Below are 17,692 nucleotides of genomic sequence, written 5' to 3'. Positions count from 1 at the left end.
CCTTTGAGGAGCCGGCTACGAGTCCGGGCCGCCCAAGCAAATTAAGTTGTCGCTTCGCGGGAGGCCAGAACACCTAATTGAGAATGGTACTCTGGGCGCGAGATTTAACTGATTTTGAGTTGTCTGTTAGCTACCGTCAATTTTAGGACAAATGTTGCTTCAAAAAATCTCGAATTTGCTTGAGCTGAAATCCTTTAGCAAGTTGGCGCAGGTGATGAACGAAAAGCCTTAATGTCGGGTCAGAATGTTCGAGTTTAGCAGTTTCTTCCAAAATAGCTTCAATATCGCCCATTGCAGCCAATCTTAACAACGCCAAGACTGACTCTGAGGCAGGAGACACCATCGTTGAGTCAGCAGCAGCAATCTCAGAAGATGCTTTTGCAGTTTGATCTGTCCGCTTTTTGGTTTGTGATCCTTCTTCGTAAACCCATTCTAGTCTCAAATGCAGGCGCAATAATTCTAAAAGCTCATTAGTTTGAATCGGTTTGGTGAGAAAATTATCGCAACCTGCAAGTATGCTCTCTTGCTTGGTAGTCTCGTAAACGTTAGCGGACAAAGCAAGGATAACCGTATCTTTTAATTCCGGCAACTGTCGCAGCCGCCTGGTAGCTTCCCAACCGTTCATTACCGGCATCAGCAAATCCATTAAAATTATATCCGGTAGAAATTCCTGTGCTTTGTGCAAGCAGTCTTCGCCGTCTGTAGCTTCTGCAATTTCAAAGCCTAAATGAAAAAGCAGCCTGTGCAACATGGCGCGATTTACTTCGTGATCGTCCACGATTAGCACTTTCCGCTGAGAGCCGATAAAACCTACAAGCCGGCTTTTTTCTTGGCGGGAGGGGAGTTCCGAACACTGGGCGACTGCTGGCAAGTCTAGATCCAACCAAAATATGCTGCCTTTGCCGCAGCTACTTTGGACGCGAATTTGGCTGCCCATCATTTTGACTAATTTTTGGCTGATGGAAAGTCCCAGTCCGGTACCTTCGACGAAATTGTTATGATCGCCCACTTGATGAAAAGGCAAAAATATTTCTTCTAATTTATTCTGCCCGATGCCAATGCCGGTATCTTCGATTTGAAAGCGAATTTTAGGGGTAGGGGTACGGCCGGTATTGTCTGCTATTATCCCCTCGGGCGCTTCTGTTGTTCCTAGCGGCGGGTTAGACATTTGCTGCGCGTCTAAATTAGCGGTCAAATTGATTATTTGAGGGGCAATTTCCGCTGTCAAACTAGATTTTTTGCCGTTGGTTGGAGGATAATTAGCCGGGAAATTTTCTGCATAACCGACTTTGAATGTAACGCTGCCGCTGTTCGTAAACTTAACGGCATTGCTGAGCAAATTAATCAAAACTTGACGCAACCTTTTTTCGTCGGCCAAAATGCCGTCTGGAAGCGCTGAAACCTGCTCGTAATTAAAAGCAATTCCTTTTTGAGCTGAGCGCATCTGGAACAAATCAATAATACCTTTCAAAAAACTGGAAAAATGCACGTTTGTCAGCGACAGATCCATTTTACTAGCTTCGATTTTTGAGAGGTCTAAAACATCATTAATCAGCATCAGCAGGTGGTTGCCGCACTGGTGAATGTTGTTAAGACTTTCCTGTTGATCGGCGGTAAAGTTTTTATCGACTTTGAGCAGTTGAATGTATCCCAAAATCCCGTTCAAAGGCGTCCGCAATTCGTGGCTCATGTTGGCGAGAAAGTCGCTTTTAGCGCGGTTGGCGGATTCGGCGGCTTCTTTAGCTAATTGCAGGGCGGCTTCTGCAAGTTTGCGATCGGCAATTTCGGTTTGTGCTTGCTCAAAGAGCATCGATTGCTGAATGGCGATCGCCAACTGCACCCCCAATTGTTTTAGGCACTCTCCCTCCAATTGCTGCCAGGGACGCGGGCCCGTGCAGTGGTGGGCAATTAACAGCCCCCACAAGTTTTCGCCTTGCAAAATCGGCACTACCAGATTCGCTCTCACATCGAGCCGAGTCAACAAACCCAAGTGGCAGTCGGCCAGCCCGGCATTTTGAACATCTTCTATGGCTCTAATTCTGCCCTCTTGGTAAAGAGGAACGTAGGCTGACCCGAAACAGGGGTCATAAATTTCCATTCCTACAATTGGTCGGACATTTTCGGCAACCGACTCGACAGCGATAAACCCGCTCCAATCCGGATTAAATTGGTAAATAATAGTACGGTCTACTTGCAAAAAATGTCGCACTTCTTCGACACTTTTGGTAAGAATTTCTTCAAGATTGAGAGAATATCTAATGCGTTCCAGCATGGCTACTGCCAACTGTTCGCGCTTTAACTTTTGCCGCAAAATCAGCTCTGATTCTTTGCGTTTTGTGATATCGGTAATCACTGCAATTAAGCCGATGTAATTTCCATTAATATCTTGAATACTGTCGGCTCGCACCAGAGCAGTTACTGCTTCGCCGCTCTTAGTGTGCAGGGAAGCTTCGCCAGACCAAGAGCGACCTTGGCGAAGGCTTTTATAGATTTGTTTGTAATTTTTATGCCGGACATAAAGCGCGGTCATATCGCCAATATCATTGAGTTCTTCCACTGTGTAGCCGTAGCGCTGAATGAAGGCTTGATTGTGGTAAATAGACCGCCCTTTCAAGTCGGCGATCACGATCGCATCGCTGGTACTTTCGACGGCTTGAGTGACCTTGAGTAAAGCTAATTCTGCTGCTTTGCGATCGCTAATATCCGTCATCGAACCCACCATCCGCAGAGGGTTTCCGGCTTGATCCCAAACGGCTTGAGCGCGGGCGAGCACCCACTTATAGCTACCGTCTTTACACTGCAAGCGGTATTCGGCGGCGTAATTGGGGGTTTGGCGATCGAGATAACCTTGGATCGCTGCTTGGACTCGTGAGCGATCGTCTGGATGGATGCGATCGATCCATGCGCTGTAGTTGCTGTCGATGTCGCCGTCTGTGTAACCGATAATTTCTTGCCAGCGGGCCGATCGAAAAGCTTCATTTGTTTGAAGATTCAGATCCCAAATTCCGTCTTGATTGCCTTTGAGAACTAACTGCCAGCGTTCTTCACTTTTACGCAATTCTTCTTCGGCTTGTTTGCGCTGAATATGATCGCCCAATTGAGTCGCTACAGCCTTGACCAACTCTACTATACGCGGTTCCATAATTGAGCGGTCGCGCTTGCAGAATACTAAAACTGCCAGCACCTCTGAGCTAGCGTGAATTGGCACTCCGAAACAAGCTTTCAATCCGACTGATGCCGCCATTTGCGATCGGGCAAAAAGATGATTTGTGGCTAGAGAAATATCTTCAATCCATTCTACCTTTCTGGTTGACCAAATCCGTCCAGGTACTGCCACTCCGGCGGCGAATCTAATTTTTTTACTTTCGCGGCCGAACGTATCTAAATCGTGATGGCTAGCGTACCAAGTTTCGCTGTGTTCCAAAAAAGTACCGTTAGCAGTCGGTATCCAAGCTTCCGCAAAATTCCAGCCGATCGCATTGCACAGCAACCGCAGGATATGTGGGAGGGCGCTGTGAAAATCTGCGGACTGACTAATGGCTTGAGTTGCTGCCAGCAACAGCTTTATTTCATCTTCTGCTTGCTTGCTTTCTGTAATATCAGTTGCCGTGCCGAGAATTTGTTTTAACTTACCGTCTGCTGTTTTCGCAAATACAGTATCTCGGCTGACCATCCAGCGCCAAGAACCATCCTTGTGCCTAATTCGGTATTCAATTTCAAAGATATCCCCTTCGCTGCCTGTTTCCACTTGCTGTAAATAATCAGGCATTTTGATTGAATCTTCGGGATGGATTAAAGTTGACATCATCCACGGCCCCATTGCCTGAATCTCTTCTACTCTATAGCCAAGAATGTTGTAGATAGAAGCGTTTCCATAGATAGTTTTTTTTTCAATTAAGTCACAAACATACAAAATATTAGGACTTGCTCCAGCAATTTGTTGAATGAATCGCTGGCTCTCTCGCAGTGCTGCTTCTGCTTGTTTTCTTTGGGAAATATCGCGAACAACGCAAATAGTTTCTCCGCCGGCTAGCATTGTCAGCGATACATCTAAAGGAACCTTCGAGCCGTCGCGGCGGCATCCTACTGCTTCGGTCATGTACCAACCTTTCTGCACTAAAGTAGGCACAACTTCTTGCTCAAACCTTTGCAGTTCTGCACCTTCGTAGCATACTTTCCAACTTTTGCCTAACAGTTCTTCGAGAGAGTCGTAACCGTAGATTTTTAGTCGGGCTGCGTTGCAATAAATCAAAAGTCCGTCGGTATCGATTATGGCTATACCTTCGGAAGCGGCAGCCATTGCCGCTGCTTGCCTGTGGAGTTTTGACTCAAAACGTTTGCGATTGGTGATGTCGCGGACGATCGCGATAATTTCGTCATCCGTGCAGAAAACAATTCGCGCTTCAAAATCGTAGAGTTCATCATTAACGGGCATTTGATATTCTACAACTTGAATCTCGCCCGTGGCGATCGCTTGTTGATTGCCCGACAAGATTTTTTCAGCAAAAGCCGCCGGCAATATGTCTTGTGCTTTTTTGCCAATTAGTGTTTTTTGTGGGATGATTTTCTCGAAATCTTTGGCAGGCTTGAAGTCTACAAAAGTGCCGTCTGCCCGACAGCGAAATATCATGTCTGGTATCGCATTTAAAAGAGCGCGGTTAGTGGCTTCGCTCTTACGCAATTCAGCTTCAGCTTGCTTGCTAAATGTAACGTCGCGGGCAACTGCATAAATCAAACCTTCTTCTGCAAACGGCGATGCTGTCCACGACAGCCATTTATAAGTACCATCTTGGCAAAGATAGCGGTTTTCTAAGCTAATAACGGGGTGGCTATTTTTAAGTTTTTCTAATTCCGCTACAGTAATTTCTAGGTCTTCTGGATGGACGAATTCTATCAAAGGTTTGGCTAAGATTTCATCACTGCTATAACCTAATACATTTGACCAAGCGGGGTTTAATCGTTTAAAATACCCATCAAAACCTGCAATGCAAAGTAAATCCAGCGAGAGATTAAAAAATCGATCGCGGTCTTGCTGGGTTTGTTTCAATTCGGTAACATCCATCACCAAACCGTCCCAAACTATATCACCGTTGGCTTGCCTTTCTGGCTTCGACGCGCCTTGCAGCCATTTCACTCGATCTCCCATAACTTGCCGCCACTGGTGTTGCCAAGCTTGCTGAGTCGCCGCCGAAGTTGCGATCGATCGCTGCAAGTCTGAGATGTCGTCTGGGTGAACTGTTGCAAAAGCCAAAGTGGCATTTTCTTCTATTTGTTCTGGTTTTAAATTGTAGATCTGCAAACTGCCAGAAGAAACGTAAGTAAAAGATATTTTACCATCTACATAAAGCCGATATTGATAAATCATTCCCGGCACGTTGTCGGTCATTATTTGAAATCGAGCTTCGCTTTCCTGCAACGCAATTTGCTGGCGTTTGTATTCGGTAACATCTCGCATTGTTCCGACCAACATTTTACGACCGTCGGCGTTGTTAAAAACTGTTTTCTTGGTAGATATAATGCGTTCTTTTCCGCCGCGATCGGTAAAATTTTCTTCTGTTTCCTGAGAAAGACTTCTTTGCAATACTTGCTCGTCTTGTTGCCAAAAAAAAGCCGCTTGATCTGGGGGGAAAAAATCGTATCCTGACTTGCCAATCAGTTCCGATCGCCTTTTTCCTATCAAATTGCAAAAAGCATCGTTTAATACGATCCATCTGTGCTGCTCATCTTTAACAAAAATCGGGTCAGGAGTCGAATTAATCGTGTGATTTAAAAACTCTTCTGATGCTTTTAATTGAGCTTCGTAACGGTAGCGATCGCTCACGTCCAAGACTACTTTAATCAGGCGGTCTATCGAGCCGTCTTGGGCGCGAATACAGCGCAGGGAAACTCTAGTATAAACTGTTTTTTCGTCTTTTCGGCGCCACCTTTGGTCTAAAACATAGCCTTCACTCTCCCCTGCCAAAATTTTATTTAACTGCTCTAAACTCGACTGCAAGTCTTCAGGAAAAACCCACCTCTCCCAATTCTCATGCCAAAAATCCTGGCGATCGTATCCCAGCAAATCGCACAAAGCATCGTTTACTTCCAACCACTCGCATTTTTCTGGTGCTGAGGGGCAACTCGGAGGAGCCAGAATGGCAATGCCGACGAGAGAATTCTCGACTACCGAGCGATATTTTTCTTCGCTTTTTCGTAAAGCTTCTTGGTTGTGCTGTCGCTCGACTGCATAACGAAGCGATCTAATTAACACTTCGCTGTCAATTTTTCGCTTGACTAGATAATCTTGAGCTCCGGCTTGGATTGACTGCACGGCAAGCTCTTCATCGTTGCGGGCAGTCAGTACGACAATCGGAGTATTTAGGCTATATTCTTGTATTTTGACAATTGTATTTAAGTCTTGGCTGTCGGGCAGCGAAAGATCTAGTAAAATCACATCAAAATGTTCGCTGACCAAAAGTTGCTGCGCTTTGCTGAGACGGTCTGTACAACTTACTGATAGCCTCTGGGGTTCGGCTCTACTGAGGTTTGTTTCTAATAATAATTCTTCAATCAGATCGGCTTCTGCTTGATTGTCTTCGACCAGAAGAACTTTAAAGCCGTTTCGCTTTGCGGGTGGGCTCAAAACTGATATCATATACCTTGTTTTTTGTCATAAGGCAGTTTAGCCAACTATTATAGCATATAAAGAATTGTATAGCCACAAATCCCGCCGTTCCCAGTTAAAAACTCTTTGGTTCAACAATTACAATGCACTTTATCTCAGATGTTGAACGGTTCTCAAGAACGGGCTTTCCGGCCCATTTCACCAAGAGTAAATTTTCTTGGGAGGGGTTCTTCTAACCAGCCCTTAAAAGGCTTCTTGAAAATGGTACAATATCTGATATCTATGCGATTGTGTTTTTCCTCTAAGTAGGCTAACGCCATCAGGGGGAAATTTTTTAAGGTTTTTAGAAGCTGGGTTTCAGGAGGAAACTAAGCTGCTTAGTATTTTTTTGGGCGATCGCCCCTGTGACACGATTTTAGATTTTAGATGTAGTCCACCGATGAATCGGGGAGGTTGAACTAGAATCTCAAATTTTGGGCGACTCACGACTCTTGTCGGAAAATAAGTATCGGTTTTTGGGCGGGTTCAGCCGATCGCGCGATCGAACCCCACCCTTTTTTGCCCTTGGATTCCGCTACCAACACAATCCGAGCGATATCCCCGCACCAATGAGCGCTCAACGCCAAAAAAGCGGTGGGATCTATCTTCACTATTCATATTTTTACCAGTTCTTTTATGATACCTTACATAAACTCATTACTGCGATTTCTTTACTTTTTGCAATCAAATAAAATATCTCAACAGGCCTTGCTATTTAGCCAAAAAGTGATAATCTTGAAATAGAGGCAATCGAAAAGTCGGTTGATACAGCCTAGGAAAAAATCAGAGAATTTTGGTAACAAAATTACAATTAAAAATAAGCTGTCTTTTGTTTTCTGTCCTTGGGCAGAACTGAGAGGAAGTTGAGAGGTAAAAAGCAATGCTCGACAATTTAGCAATTGAACAAAAAGCCGGTTTAATTCCGAAAGAAAAAGCCTTAGTATTGTTATTTGATGAAGTCGGCATCGCCGACATCCCATTAGTAGGCGGTAAAAATGCTTCTTTGGGCGAAATGATTCAACAATTAACTGGCCAAGGAGTCAGAGTTCCCAACGGATTTGCAACTACAGCACACGCTTATCGGTACTTTATCCAGTCAGCGGGTTTAGAAGCTAAATTGCGCGAAATTTTTGCCGATTTAGACGTAGAAGATCTGCAGAACCTGCGACAAAAAGGCAAGCAAGCGCGGGCACTGATTCTCGACACACCATTTCCGCGAGAACTCCAAGCGGCGATCGCGGATGCTTACGAAAAATTGTGTGATCGCTACGGCGACAGTACAGACGTAGCAGTGCGTTCCTCCGCCACCGCCGAAGACTTACCCGACGCCAGTTTCGCGGGACAGCAAGAAACCTACCTCAACGTCCAAGCTTGCGCTGGCGTCCTCGAATGCTGTCACAAATGCTTTGCTTCCATATTCACCGATCGCGCAATTTCCTACCGCCAACAGCGGGGTTTCGACCACTTTGAAGTCGCCCTATCAGTCGGTGTCCAAAAAATGGTGCGATCGGACTTAGCATCCTCCGGCGTCATGTTCAGCATCGACACCGAAACCGGATTCAAAAACGCCGTATTAGTAACCGCCGCCTACGGATTAGGCGAAAACGTCGTCCAAGGAACCGTCAACCCCGACGAATACTTCGTCTTTAAACCAACATTAAAACAAGGTTTTCGCCCGATTTTAGACAAACGCCTCGGCAGCAAAACACTCAAAATGGTGTACGACATCGGCGGTTCTAAATACACCAAAAACGTCTCCGTGATAGCAGCCGAAAAAAATAAATTTGCCATACAAGATGATGAAATTCTGCAACTAGCAAAATGGGCAGTAGTCATCGAAGAACACTACTCTAAAGTGCGCGGGACTTATACCCCGATGGACATTGAGTGGGCCAAAGACGGCAATACGGGCGAATTGTTTATTGTCCAAGCGCGACCCGAAACAGTACAATCTCAAAAGTCTGCTAAAGTTTTGCGAAACTACAAATTGCAAGGTAGCAGTGCAGTTTTAGCAAAAGGACGCGCCGTTGGCGAATCAATCGGACAAGGCCCAGCCCGCATAATTTTAGATGTGCACAAAATCGCTGAATTTCAATCAGGAGAAGTTTTAGTTACCAACAAAACCGACCCGGATTGGGAACCGATTATGAAAAAAGCAAGTGCGATCGTCACCAATTCCGGCGGCCGCACTTGTCACGCCGCCATCATAGCCAGAGAAATGGGAATTCCCGCCATTGTCGGCACCGGCGACGCCACTCAAATCTTGAAAAATCATCAAGAAATCACTGTTTCTTGTTCCGAAGGAGACGAAGGCAAAGTTTATTCCGGTTTGCTTCCTTTTGAAATTCAAGAAACTGCGATCGAGAATTTACCCCGCACCCGCACTCAAATTTTAATGAATGTCGGGAACCCAGAAGAAGCCTTTGGTTTATCAGCAATTCCTTGCGACGGCGTAGGCTTAGCGCGGTTGGAATTCATCATTGCAAATCACATTAAAGCACACCCACTGGCACTAATTCACTTTGATGAATTAGTGGATGAATCAGTCAAGGAAGAAATTGCAGAACTCACAGCACTTTACCAACACAAACCCGATTTCTTCACCGACAAACTCGCCCACGGAATTGCCACAATTGCCGCCGCATTTTATCCAAATCCAGTTATCGTGCGGATGAGCGATTTCAAGAGCAACGAATATGCTAATCTTTTGGGAGGTCGGCAGTTTGAACCCAAGGAAGAAAACCCGATGATCGGGTGGCGTGGCGCCTCTCGTTATTACGACCCGAATTACCGCGAAGCTTACGCTTTGGAATGCAAAGCATTAAAGCGAGTTCGCGACGAAATGGGCTTGACAAATGTGATTCCGATGATTCCATTTTGTCGCACCCCAGATGAAGGGCGAAAAGTGTTAGCCGAGATGGCAAAACACGGTTTAGTTAAGGGCGAGAACGGCTTGCAAGTGTATGTGATGTGCGAATTGCCGAGCAATGTCATATTTGCTGACGAATTCGCCCAAGTTTTTGACGGATTCTCGATCGGCTCTAACGATTTAACTCAGCTAACATTAGGATTAGACCGGGATTCTGCTTTAGTCGCACACATTTTTGACGAACGGAATGAAGCTGTCAAGCGAATGGTAGCAATTGCGATTAAAGCTGCCAAGAAGTACGATCGCAAGATTGGGATTTGCGGTCAAGCGCCCAGCGATTATCCGGAGTTTGCTCGTTTCTTGGTTGAGTTGGGAATTGATTCGATGAGTTTGAATCCCGATTCGGTTTTGAAAACTTTGTTAGATGTTGCTAAGGTGGAGGGCGCGGGTTCGTTGATGGATTTAGCGGGGGATATTGCTAAGGTTTAACCGTTTTGGTTTTGGAGAGCAACCGGGTTTCTCAAACAATAGCTACCCCATGTTCTGGCTTGGTTGTTTTTGAACTCGACTCGGTTTCTCATATGTATTCCTGTAAAATAATCGCTCTCGCGTTTGTAGTGATTAATCCAAGTCCTCTAATTTTTATCAGGACTTGCATTCGTCACTACAAACCTATTTCATTGCTGATAATTGACCTGACATAATATCACATCATATCAGCACTTCTGGCTTTGTTGAACCCTGGCGCTGCGCGCGATCGCCCGACTCAGCCGCCAGCTAACGGTTAACACACGGGCGGCATAGTTTGAGAATTGATCGGGAACTTTTCTTATTTAAAACCGTCTTTTATGGGAGGATTTTCTGTTGCCATCGCCTAAATCAACAAACATATTCTCCACATAAGCTCTGAAAATGTGCTAACTGCTCTCCTGATTATTTTCATAGGTTTAGCTCCGTCGCTGCTGTCTTTGTGGGTGATGCGCTCTGCCCAGAGCCAAGCCCGCGACAGAATTGCAGCGGCCAGACTTGCGGTAGCGAATAGACCCATGCGAACTCCACTACCAACTGCCGATCGCACTTACATACAAAGCCTCGGTTACTCGATCGGCGATATCACTTGCGAGTATAACGCCCGCTCAAATTACATTCGCTGCGCTGTCAATCCTTCTGGGCCCTGTCAAGATTGTCGGTATTACCAAGCCAGAACACTTGACGTTGGGGATCAAAAGATATAGCTTATATTGGTGCTTGTATCTACGTCTATTTGCGGATGTAATAATCAATGAGTTAAGATGTACTTACGTGTAAGGATTATTGTTGAAGCTTGTTTTGGACGACCCACGCCCAAACTCAGCAGTTAAAACCTAATCGAGCATTATTGCTTGGTTACAGTTGCTATAACAGGGGAATTGCGTTGGGTGTTTTTCTAGTTGAGGACTTACGATCAGAAACCAGGTTTAGATGATAAATTTTGGTTGGGCGGCGAGAAATCTAGGAATAAATTGGGTTTCTAGTCTCCTGGTCGTAACTCCTGCAGTTAAGAAAATTAGCCAACAAAAATCGTAAGTAGCTGAGGGGCAAATCTCCAAATCAGTTTCTCCAAAACATCATGAAAAATTCTGCACGAAACATTGTCCCGAGCATTTATCTTAAACAGAAACCTGCTCGAAGACTCTAAGTTGACAGTGTGAGAAGTTAGTTGTGGGCTGCACGAATCTGTTTTTGCGATCGTAGCGAAACAGTCTCAAACCTAGATTGCTATCTCCAGACTCCAAGTCATGAATTTTTAAGACGCTTCGTCGATACAGGGTATGCCGATTTCAATTGAATCTCATATGTTGCACCATTTTCAAGAATAGGCTTTCTGGTCTGTTCCACAACAAGTGAATTTTCTTATGGGCTGGGCAGGAGAACCCCCCCATAGAAGGGTTATTGATAATGGTAAAAGATCTCAGTTGAATGACACTTCGGGCACGGTCGGCATAATTATGTGACGGCTATCACTCCCTAATTAATGTGTGGTTGCTATTGTGAACAGGGCTTGCACACCAACACCAAAGAAACCGAGTTGTTTACCGGGAGCGAGGGCTGCAAAGAAGTCTTTTCGTCCCTCAAACCAGGTTTATACGTCTAGAAATAGAGAGTTTTATCTGCAAACTAAAGTGCATTAGACGAGGTACAGAAAACCTCATCAAGTAAATTTTTGAGAACTCGTGTTCTTATCTACTGCGCGATGTCAGAGCTAGGCGTGTAACAGATACACTCGCTAACATAACAGAAAAAAGCCGAAGGCAAAATGTCACCCGATAGAAAGGTTATTGGGATTTAAACCCCCAATCATCAGCGCTTCTGCCGGCTATATTTTCAATGCTATCAAATATCAATATAGCACTGCTTTTTGGTGAGTAAAATTCGCTTTTTGCTCTTGATTTAAGTCAAGCAGCAGAGCCTCTTAGTCTGCAATTCAACCTTCTTTTCAAGACGTGATAACTATCATCTTGAACTAGGTACATCATCTACAATCCGTGAGACAATTTGACCATGCAAAGCATCTGCAAGAAATCAATCTTTCTAACCAAAAAAATATGTGACTCCACCGCAAGGATTGCTGGCACAAAGTTCCGAACAACAACTACTTATCCTCAGAAAAAACCAATAAAACAAGTAAAAGCAGACGAGTGTTTCCTGTCTCACAAACTTGGTGGCGACGCGGGAATTGGGCATCCCCACAGAGAATTTTTACGATCAACCGAGTCTGTGGGCGCCCGGACTCTAAAAAATGTACTGTTTCTCGATGCCAGAGTAGAGAACTTCGACAGTTTGGCAAGAGGAGCAACAGCCGACACAGAGGTATTTGTATTGGACTCGACGCGGGATGGAGTCGAGCAAATTACTAGAATTCTGGCTAATTGCAGCGATTTAGACAGCCTTCAGATAGTTTCTCACGGTCGAGAAGCGGGGGTGCAGCTAGGGTCGATCGAACTCTGCAACGACAACTTACAAACCTACAGCCATTTGTTACAGCAGTGGGGAAAAGTCCTCAGCGAGAGAGGAGATATCTTGTTATTCGGGTGCAGCGTCGCAGCGGGGGAAAACGGCGAGGCCTTCGTGCGGAGGCTGAGCTTGATTGTCGGTGCAGATATTGCAGCTTCCGACAACTTGACGGGGAGTGCGGCACTCGGCGGCGACTGGCAATTAAAATTTGCGACCGGGGAAATAAAGGCGAGAATCGCCATTGAAAAAGAAGTGCTCGAAGCCTACCCTTACGCCCTCGGCACATTAGTTAACGAAACCTTCAAAAACTCCACAGTTAGGGGGCCTTGGATTTACGGGGGAAACGACGGGGCACTGTTCGATCCCAGCAGTAACCTTCCAGCAGCCGATCAACTTATCCCCGGCATTACCGGAGGCACAGTATCCGGCGTACTTCCGGCTTTGGGCGGTGCAAGTCCCGGCGATGGCGCTCTGCTATTAACTCCAGCAGTAAACCTTCGGGAAGCCTTCGTTATCTACAACAACCCCATTCCTTCAACCGACGGTCTCAGAGTTCAGTTTGATTTTTATTCTTACGGTTCAAGGGAGCAATTTGAGGCTCCGCAACCCAATATTCGCCCTCAGCCAGGGGACGGGCTGGGTTTCTTCTTGATTGACGGCACTGTTAGCCCAACAAGGACTGGGGGTTATGGCGGTTCTGTGGCTTACGCTCCACGAACGGGTATACCCGGTATTGAGGGAGGTTATTTAGGCATTGGGCTTGACGAGTTTGGCAATTTTTCAACATCCACAGAAGGGCGCTCTGGGCCAGAGCCGCCTCCGATTCCCGGCTCCTCTATTGGTTCTTTCAGACCTGATTCAGTAACTGTTAGAGGAAATCAAGCAGACGGTTATCAGTTTTTAACAAATGCGATCGTTCCCTTCGGCATCGATAACATTCCTACGAGCATTGACTTTAGTGGCCCTATTGCCGGCCGCAGTTTTAATTTCAGCAATACGTTCACGAGCGAGCGCAATTTAGCCAAAAGATCCGTTCAAATTACGCTGAATCCATCTAATGATCCGGTGGAACCCTCTCGCCTCACCGTTGCCTTCGATGAAAATTTCGACGACATCTACGAAACTACATTGATCGATATCCCCAACTTGGCAACCGAAAACGGCCGAGTACCGCCAATTTTCAAATTTGGTTTTGGCAGTTCCACAGGAGCCGCCAACAACATTCACGAACTTCAAAACCTCGTAGTTGAAACTATCAATCCTCCCAGTATCACCGCAGAGGTTGCCACTATTAAGACCGGCCCGCAGTTCGTCAAGCCCGGAAGCAGCATTACCTACACGATTACTACTGTAAACAGGGGGCCAGCGCCTGCTACAAATGTTCTGATTCAAGACGAAATACCTTTAGAACTGCTGCGTCCGGGCGGATTGCCCCCGGTTCTCAGTGCCTCCAACAACGGCACTTACGTGAACCAAACCAAGGCTGTCACCTGGCCGTTAATTCCGGTTCTAAATGCCGGCGAGACTCTGACTTACACACTGACAATTGATTTGCCGCCCGGTTTAACCAGCGGTAGCAGTTTTGCCAACGTTGCATTCAGCACTAGCTCGACTTTCGACCCCGACCTCAGCAACAACAGCGGTGTGCTTGCACCTGGGCAAATCGAGGGGCCTGGTGTAGTCTTTACCACAGTTGTCAATACAGTCGCGGATTTAGTTACTACCAAAAGTGGCCCTGTGACTACTTCGGCAGGGTCAAGCGTCGCCTACACATTGACTACGACTAACAGGGGGCCAGACCCCGCTGCCGATGTGACAATCACTGACAGCATTATTCCGGGTTTAACAGGAGTCAGCGTATCGGACGGCGGCACTTACGACCCTGTTTCGGGCATTGTCACCTTCCCAGCACTGACGGCGCTGGCAAATGCGGCTACTGCGACCCGCACCATCAGTTTCATTGCCCCAGCCACCCGTACCGACATCAGCAACACCGCCCGGAGTAGCGCGGCGACTTTCGATCCGATCGCCACTAACAACAACGGCTCGACAACCAACAAAGACGGCACTCCCACTAACTCTACGGTTACAACAAGTATTGCGCCCAACGCGGATCTGGCAACCACCAAAACCGGCTCTACGGATGCTCGCGCCGGTAGCTTGGTCAGCTATACAATCGCTACAGTCAACTTAGGGCCGAGTCCTGCAGAAGCTGTAACCATCACTGACAGCATAGTTCCGGGGTTAACCGGAGTCACGGCATCTAACGGTGGCGTTTACGATCCAGTGACAGGCATTGTCACCTTTGGGCCGGTGGCAATCGCCAACGCGGAGACACTCACCCGGACGATCGGCTTCACAGTACCGCCCAGCCTAACTTCCATTAGCAACACGGCCAGAAGTACCTCCATCACTCCCGACTCCACTCCGGCCAACAACAACGGTACAAACCCCAACGCCACCGTCACCACCTCGATCGATGCTGTGGCCGATGTTGTCACCCAAAAAACGGCTCCGGCCAGCATCAAGGTGGGCGACACGCTACTTTATACAATTACTACTACCAACTTAGGGCCGAGTCCCGCGACCAACGTAGTCATCACCGACAGCCTGATTCCCGGCTTAACTAATGTCAGCGTGTCCGATGAAGGAACCTACAATCCAGACACAGGGACGATCGATTTCCCAGCGATCGCGACTTTAGCCAGCGGCAGCAGCGTCACCCGCACCCTGATGTTTGTACCGCCGCCTACCCTGACGAGCATCACCAACATTGTCTTGAGTCGAGCGTCCACTTTTGACCCGGACTTAACCAACAACGACGGCTCGACAGTCGCATTGCCCGGTCAGGCGGGGGGGCAAGTTATTACCTCGATCGATGCTGTGGCCGATGTTGTCACCCAAAAAACGGCTCCGGCCAGCATCAAGGTGGGCGACACGCTACTTTATACAATTACTACTACCAACTTAGGACCGAGTCCCGCGACCAACGTAGTCATCACCGACAGCCTGATTCCCGGCTTAACTAATGTCAGCGTGTCCGATGAAGGAACCTACAATCCAGACACAGGGGCGATCGATTTCCCAGCGATCGCGACTTTAGCCAGCGGCAGCAGCGTCACCCGCACCCTGATGTTTGTACCGCCGCCTACCCTGACGAGCATCACCAACATTGTCTTGAGTCGAGCGTCCACTTTTGACCCGGACTTAACCAACAACGACGGCTCGACAGTCGCATTGCCCGGTCAGGCGGGGGGGCGAGTCATTACCTCGATCGATGCTGTAGCCGACCTGGTTACGTCCAAAAGCGGTCTCACATCTGCTCCTGCTGGTAGTTCCGTGACTTATACTATAACTACCGCAAACAATGGGCCGAATGCTGCTGAAAACGTAGTGATTACAGACAGCATCATTCCCGGTTTAACGGGAGTCAGCGCATCCGATAACGGCACTTACGACCCAGTGACAGGGGTTGTCACCTTCCCAACAATTCCCAGTTTGACTAGCGGCAGCAACATCAACCGCGAAGTAACAGTAGTCGTTCCAGCGACGGGCACCATTAGCAATACTTCCCAGAGTCGAGCGACCACTTTTGACCCCGAACCCAGAAATAACAACGGTTCCGAGTCCAGAGCCACTGTCACCACCGCCATTTTACTCGCGCAGCCAACACCCAACAAGCTTCCATCAGCCGACAGCAGCAATGTGGCGATCGCGCCCAACAGCGTTGTCCAAATTAGCGGGCTCGGAGGCAGAGACTCAGACGGCACAGTGGTTACATTCACCATCAGCACCCTGCCGCCGGCAAATCAAGGCGTCCTGTTCTTGGGCGACCCCGCAACAGGGGGAATCGCTGTCACGGCAGGTCAAACGCTGACAGCCGAGCAAATGACGCAGTTATTCTTCGAGTCGGCCGGCAATTTCACAGGAGCTAATTTTACCTACAGCAGCAAGGACAATCTCGGTGACAGCAGTCCTGCCGCCACCGTTTCTCTCGTGTCCCTGGCGTTCAACTACCCGCCGGTACCCACAAACATCAGCAAGACACTGGCGCCAAACAGCACCGTCAACCTCACAGATCTCACGGCAAAAGACCCCGAAAACTCGATCGAATTCTTCACTATCCACACCCTGCCGGCGGCAACTCAAGGCGTGCTGTTCTTGGGCGACCCCAGCCAGGGAATCCGGATCACGGCAGGCCAAAGACTTAGCGCAACTCAAATCAGCCAGTTATTCTTCCAAGCAACCAGCGAATTCGCAGCCACCAACTTTACCTACAGCGCCACAGACAGCCGCGGCGCCATTAGTCCAGCCCCCGCTACAGCCTCCCTGCTAGCACTATTACCTCCCACCGACCAGCCGCCCGTCGCCAACAACTCCAGCGTCGCTTTGTTGCTGGAAACAATCGTGAACATCCCCGGACTCGGAGGAACCGACCCCGACGGCACGGTGGTTTCCTTTACCGTAAACACCTTGCCACCAGCCAATGAAGGCACGCTGTTATTGGGCGACCCCAGCCAGGGAGTGCGGGTGACGGCAGGTCAAATCCTGACACCCGAGCAAATTACCCAGTTGTTCTTCCAGGCGTCCGGCAATTTCACAGGGGCAAACTTCACCTACAGCGCTACAGATAACCTCGGCGCCACCAGTGCGGCAGTCGCCACTGTCTCTCTCATCCCCCTTAAGGAAGCGATACCGACGCCGACACCCGCGCCAACACCAACACCACCAACACCAACACCTGCAGCGGAACCAACACCCGCGCCGGAACCAACACCCACACCAACACCCGCCCCGACGCCCATACCCGCAGCGGAACCCGCCCCGACGCCCATACCCGGGCTAACACCCACTCCAACACTCGCGCCGGAACCAACACCCACACCGGCACTAACACCCACACCGGCAGCGCCACCAGCCCCGACGCCCATACCCACGCCGACGCCCATACCCAGGCCGGAACCGGAACCAACTGCAACACCGGCGCCAACACCAACACCCGCCCCGCAACCAACACCCGCCCCCGAACAACCAACACCGACGCCAGAACCAACCCCCATATTCAACCCAGTACCCGAACCCGATACCAGTTGCGGTTGCGACCCCTTGCCCTTGCTGCCCCCGCTCACATTTATCCAACCCCAGCCAGAGCAAATACTTAACTTCGACTCAAACGCCGCCCAACT

5 protein-coding genes are annotated in these 17,692 nt (G+C 48.2%); 3 read left to right on the top strand and 2 right to left on the bottom strand.

Translation table 11 applies throughout. The features are described from left to right. Positions 1-142 precede the first annotated feature (142 nt). Positions 143-6,634 carry a PAS domain S-box protein gene (locus tag QUA25_RS22670; RefSeq protein ID WP_333041388.1) on the bottom strand — a complete coding sequence of 2,164 codons (6,492 nt, stop codon included), beginning with the start codon at positions 6,632-6,634 and terminating at the stop codon, positions 143-145. Positions 6,635-7,086: 452 nt separating this feature from the next. Next, complete coding sequence (locus QUA25_RS22665) at positions 7,087-7,254, bottom strand: hypothetical protein (protein ID WP_333041387.1); 168 nt, start codon at positions 7,252-7,254, stop codon at positions 7,087-7,089. A 269-nt stretch (positions 7,255-7,523) separates the two neighbouring features. Between QUA25_RS22665 and ppsA the strand changes: the two genes are divergently transcribed. The 3 genes from ppsA to QUA25_RS22650 all read left to right on the top strand — a co-directional run. Continuing rightward, positions 7,524-10,001, top strand: a complete 2,478-nt coding sequence (ppsA, locus tag QUA25_RS22660) for a phosphoenolpyruvate synthase (RefSeq protein WP_333041386.1) — start codon at positions 7,524-7,526, stop codon at positions 9,999-10,001. Positions 10,002-10,426: 425 nt separating this feature from the next. Next, on the top strand, positions 10,427-10,747 hold the full coding sequence (locus tag QUA25_RS22655; protein ID WP_333041385.1) for a DUF6464 family protein: 321 nt from the start codon (positions 10,427-10,429) through the stop codon (positions 10,745-10,747). Between the two features lie 1,306 nt (positions 10,748-12,053). After that, positions 12,054-17,692, top strand: a 5,639-nt coding sequence (locus QUA25_RS22650) for a DUF4347 domain-containing protein (RefSeq protein ID WP_333041384.1), incomplete at its 3' end; no start/stop codon positions are given.

Source organism: Microcoleus sp. Pol17C6, assembly GCF_036701145.1.
GTDB lineage: Bacteria > Cyanobacteriota > Cyanobacteriia > Cyanobacteriales > Microcoleaceae > Microcoleus.
Note: the sequence above shows the minus strand (reverse complement) of the source record. Positions and strands in the feature narration are given on the sequence as shown.

Coding starts and splice junctions, on each gene's coding strand:
- QUA25_RS22670 (WP_333041388.1), bottom strand. CDS start 6,634: ATGATATCAGTTTTGAGCCCACCCGCAAAGCGAAACGGCTTTAAAGTT.
- ppsA (WP_333041386.1), top strand. CDS start 7,524: ATGCTCGACAATTTAGCAATTGAACAAAAAGCCGGTTTAATTCCGAAA.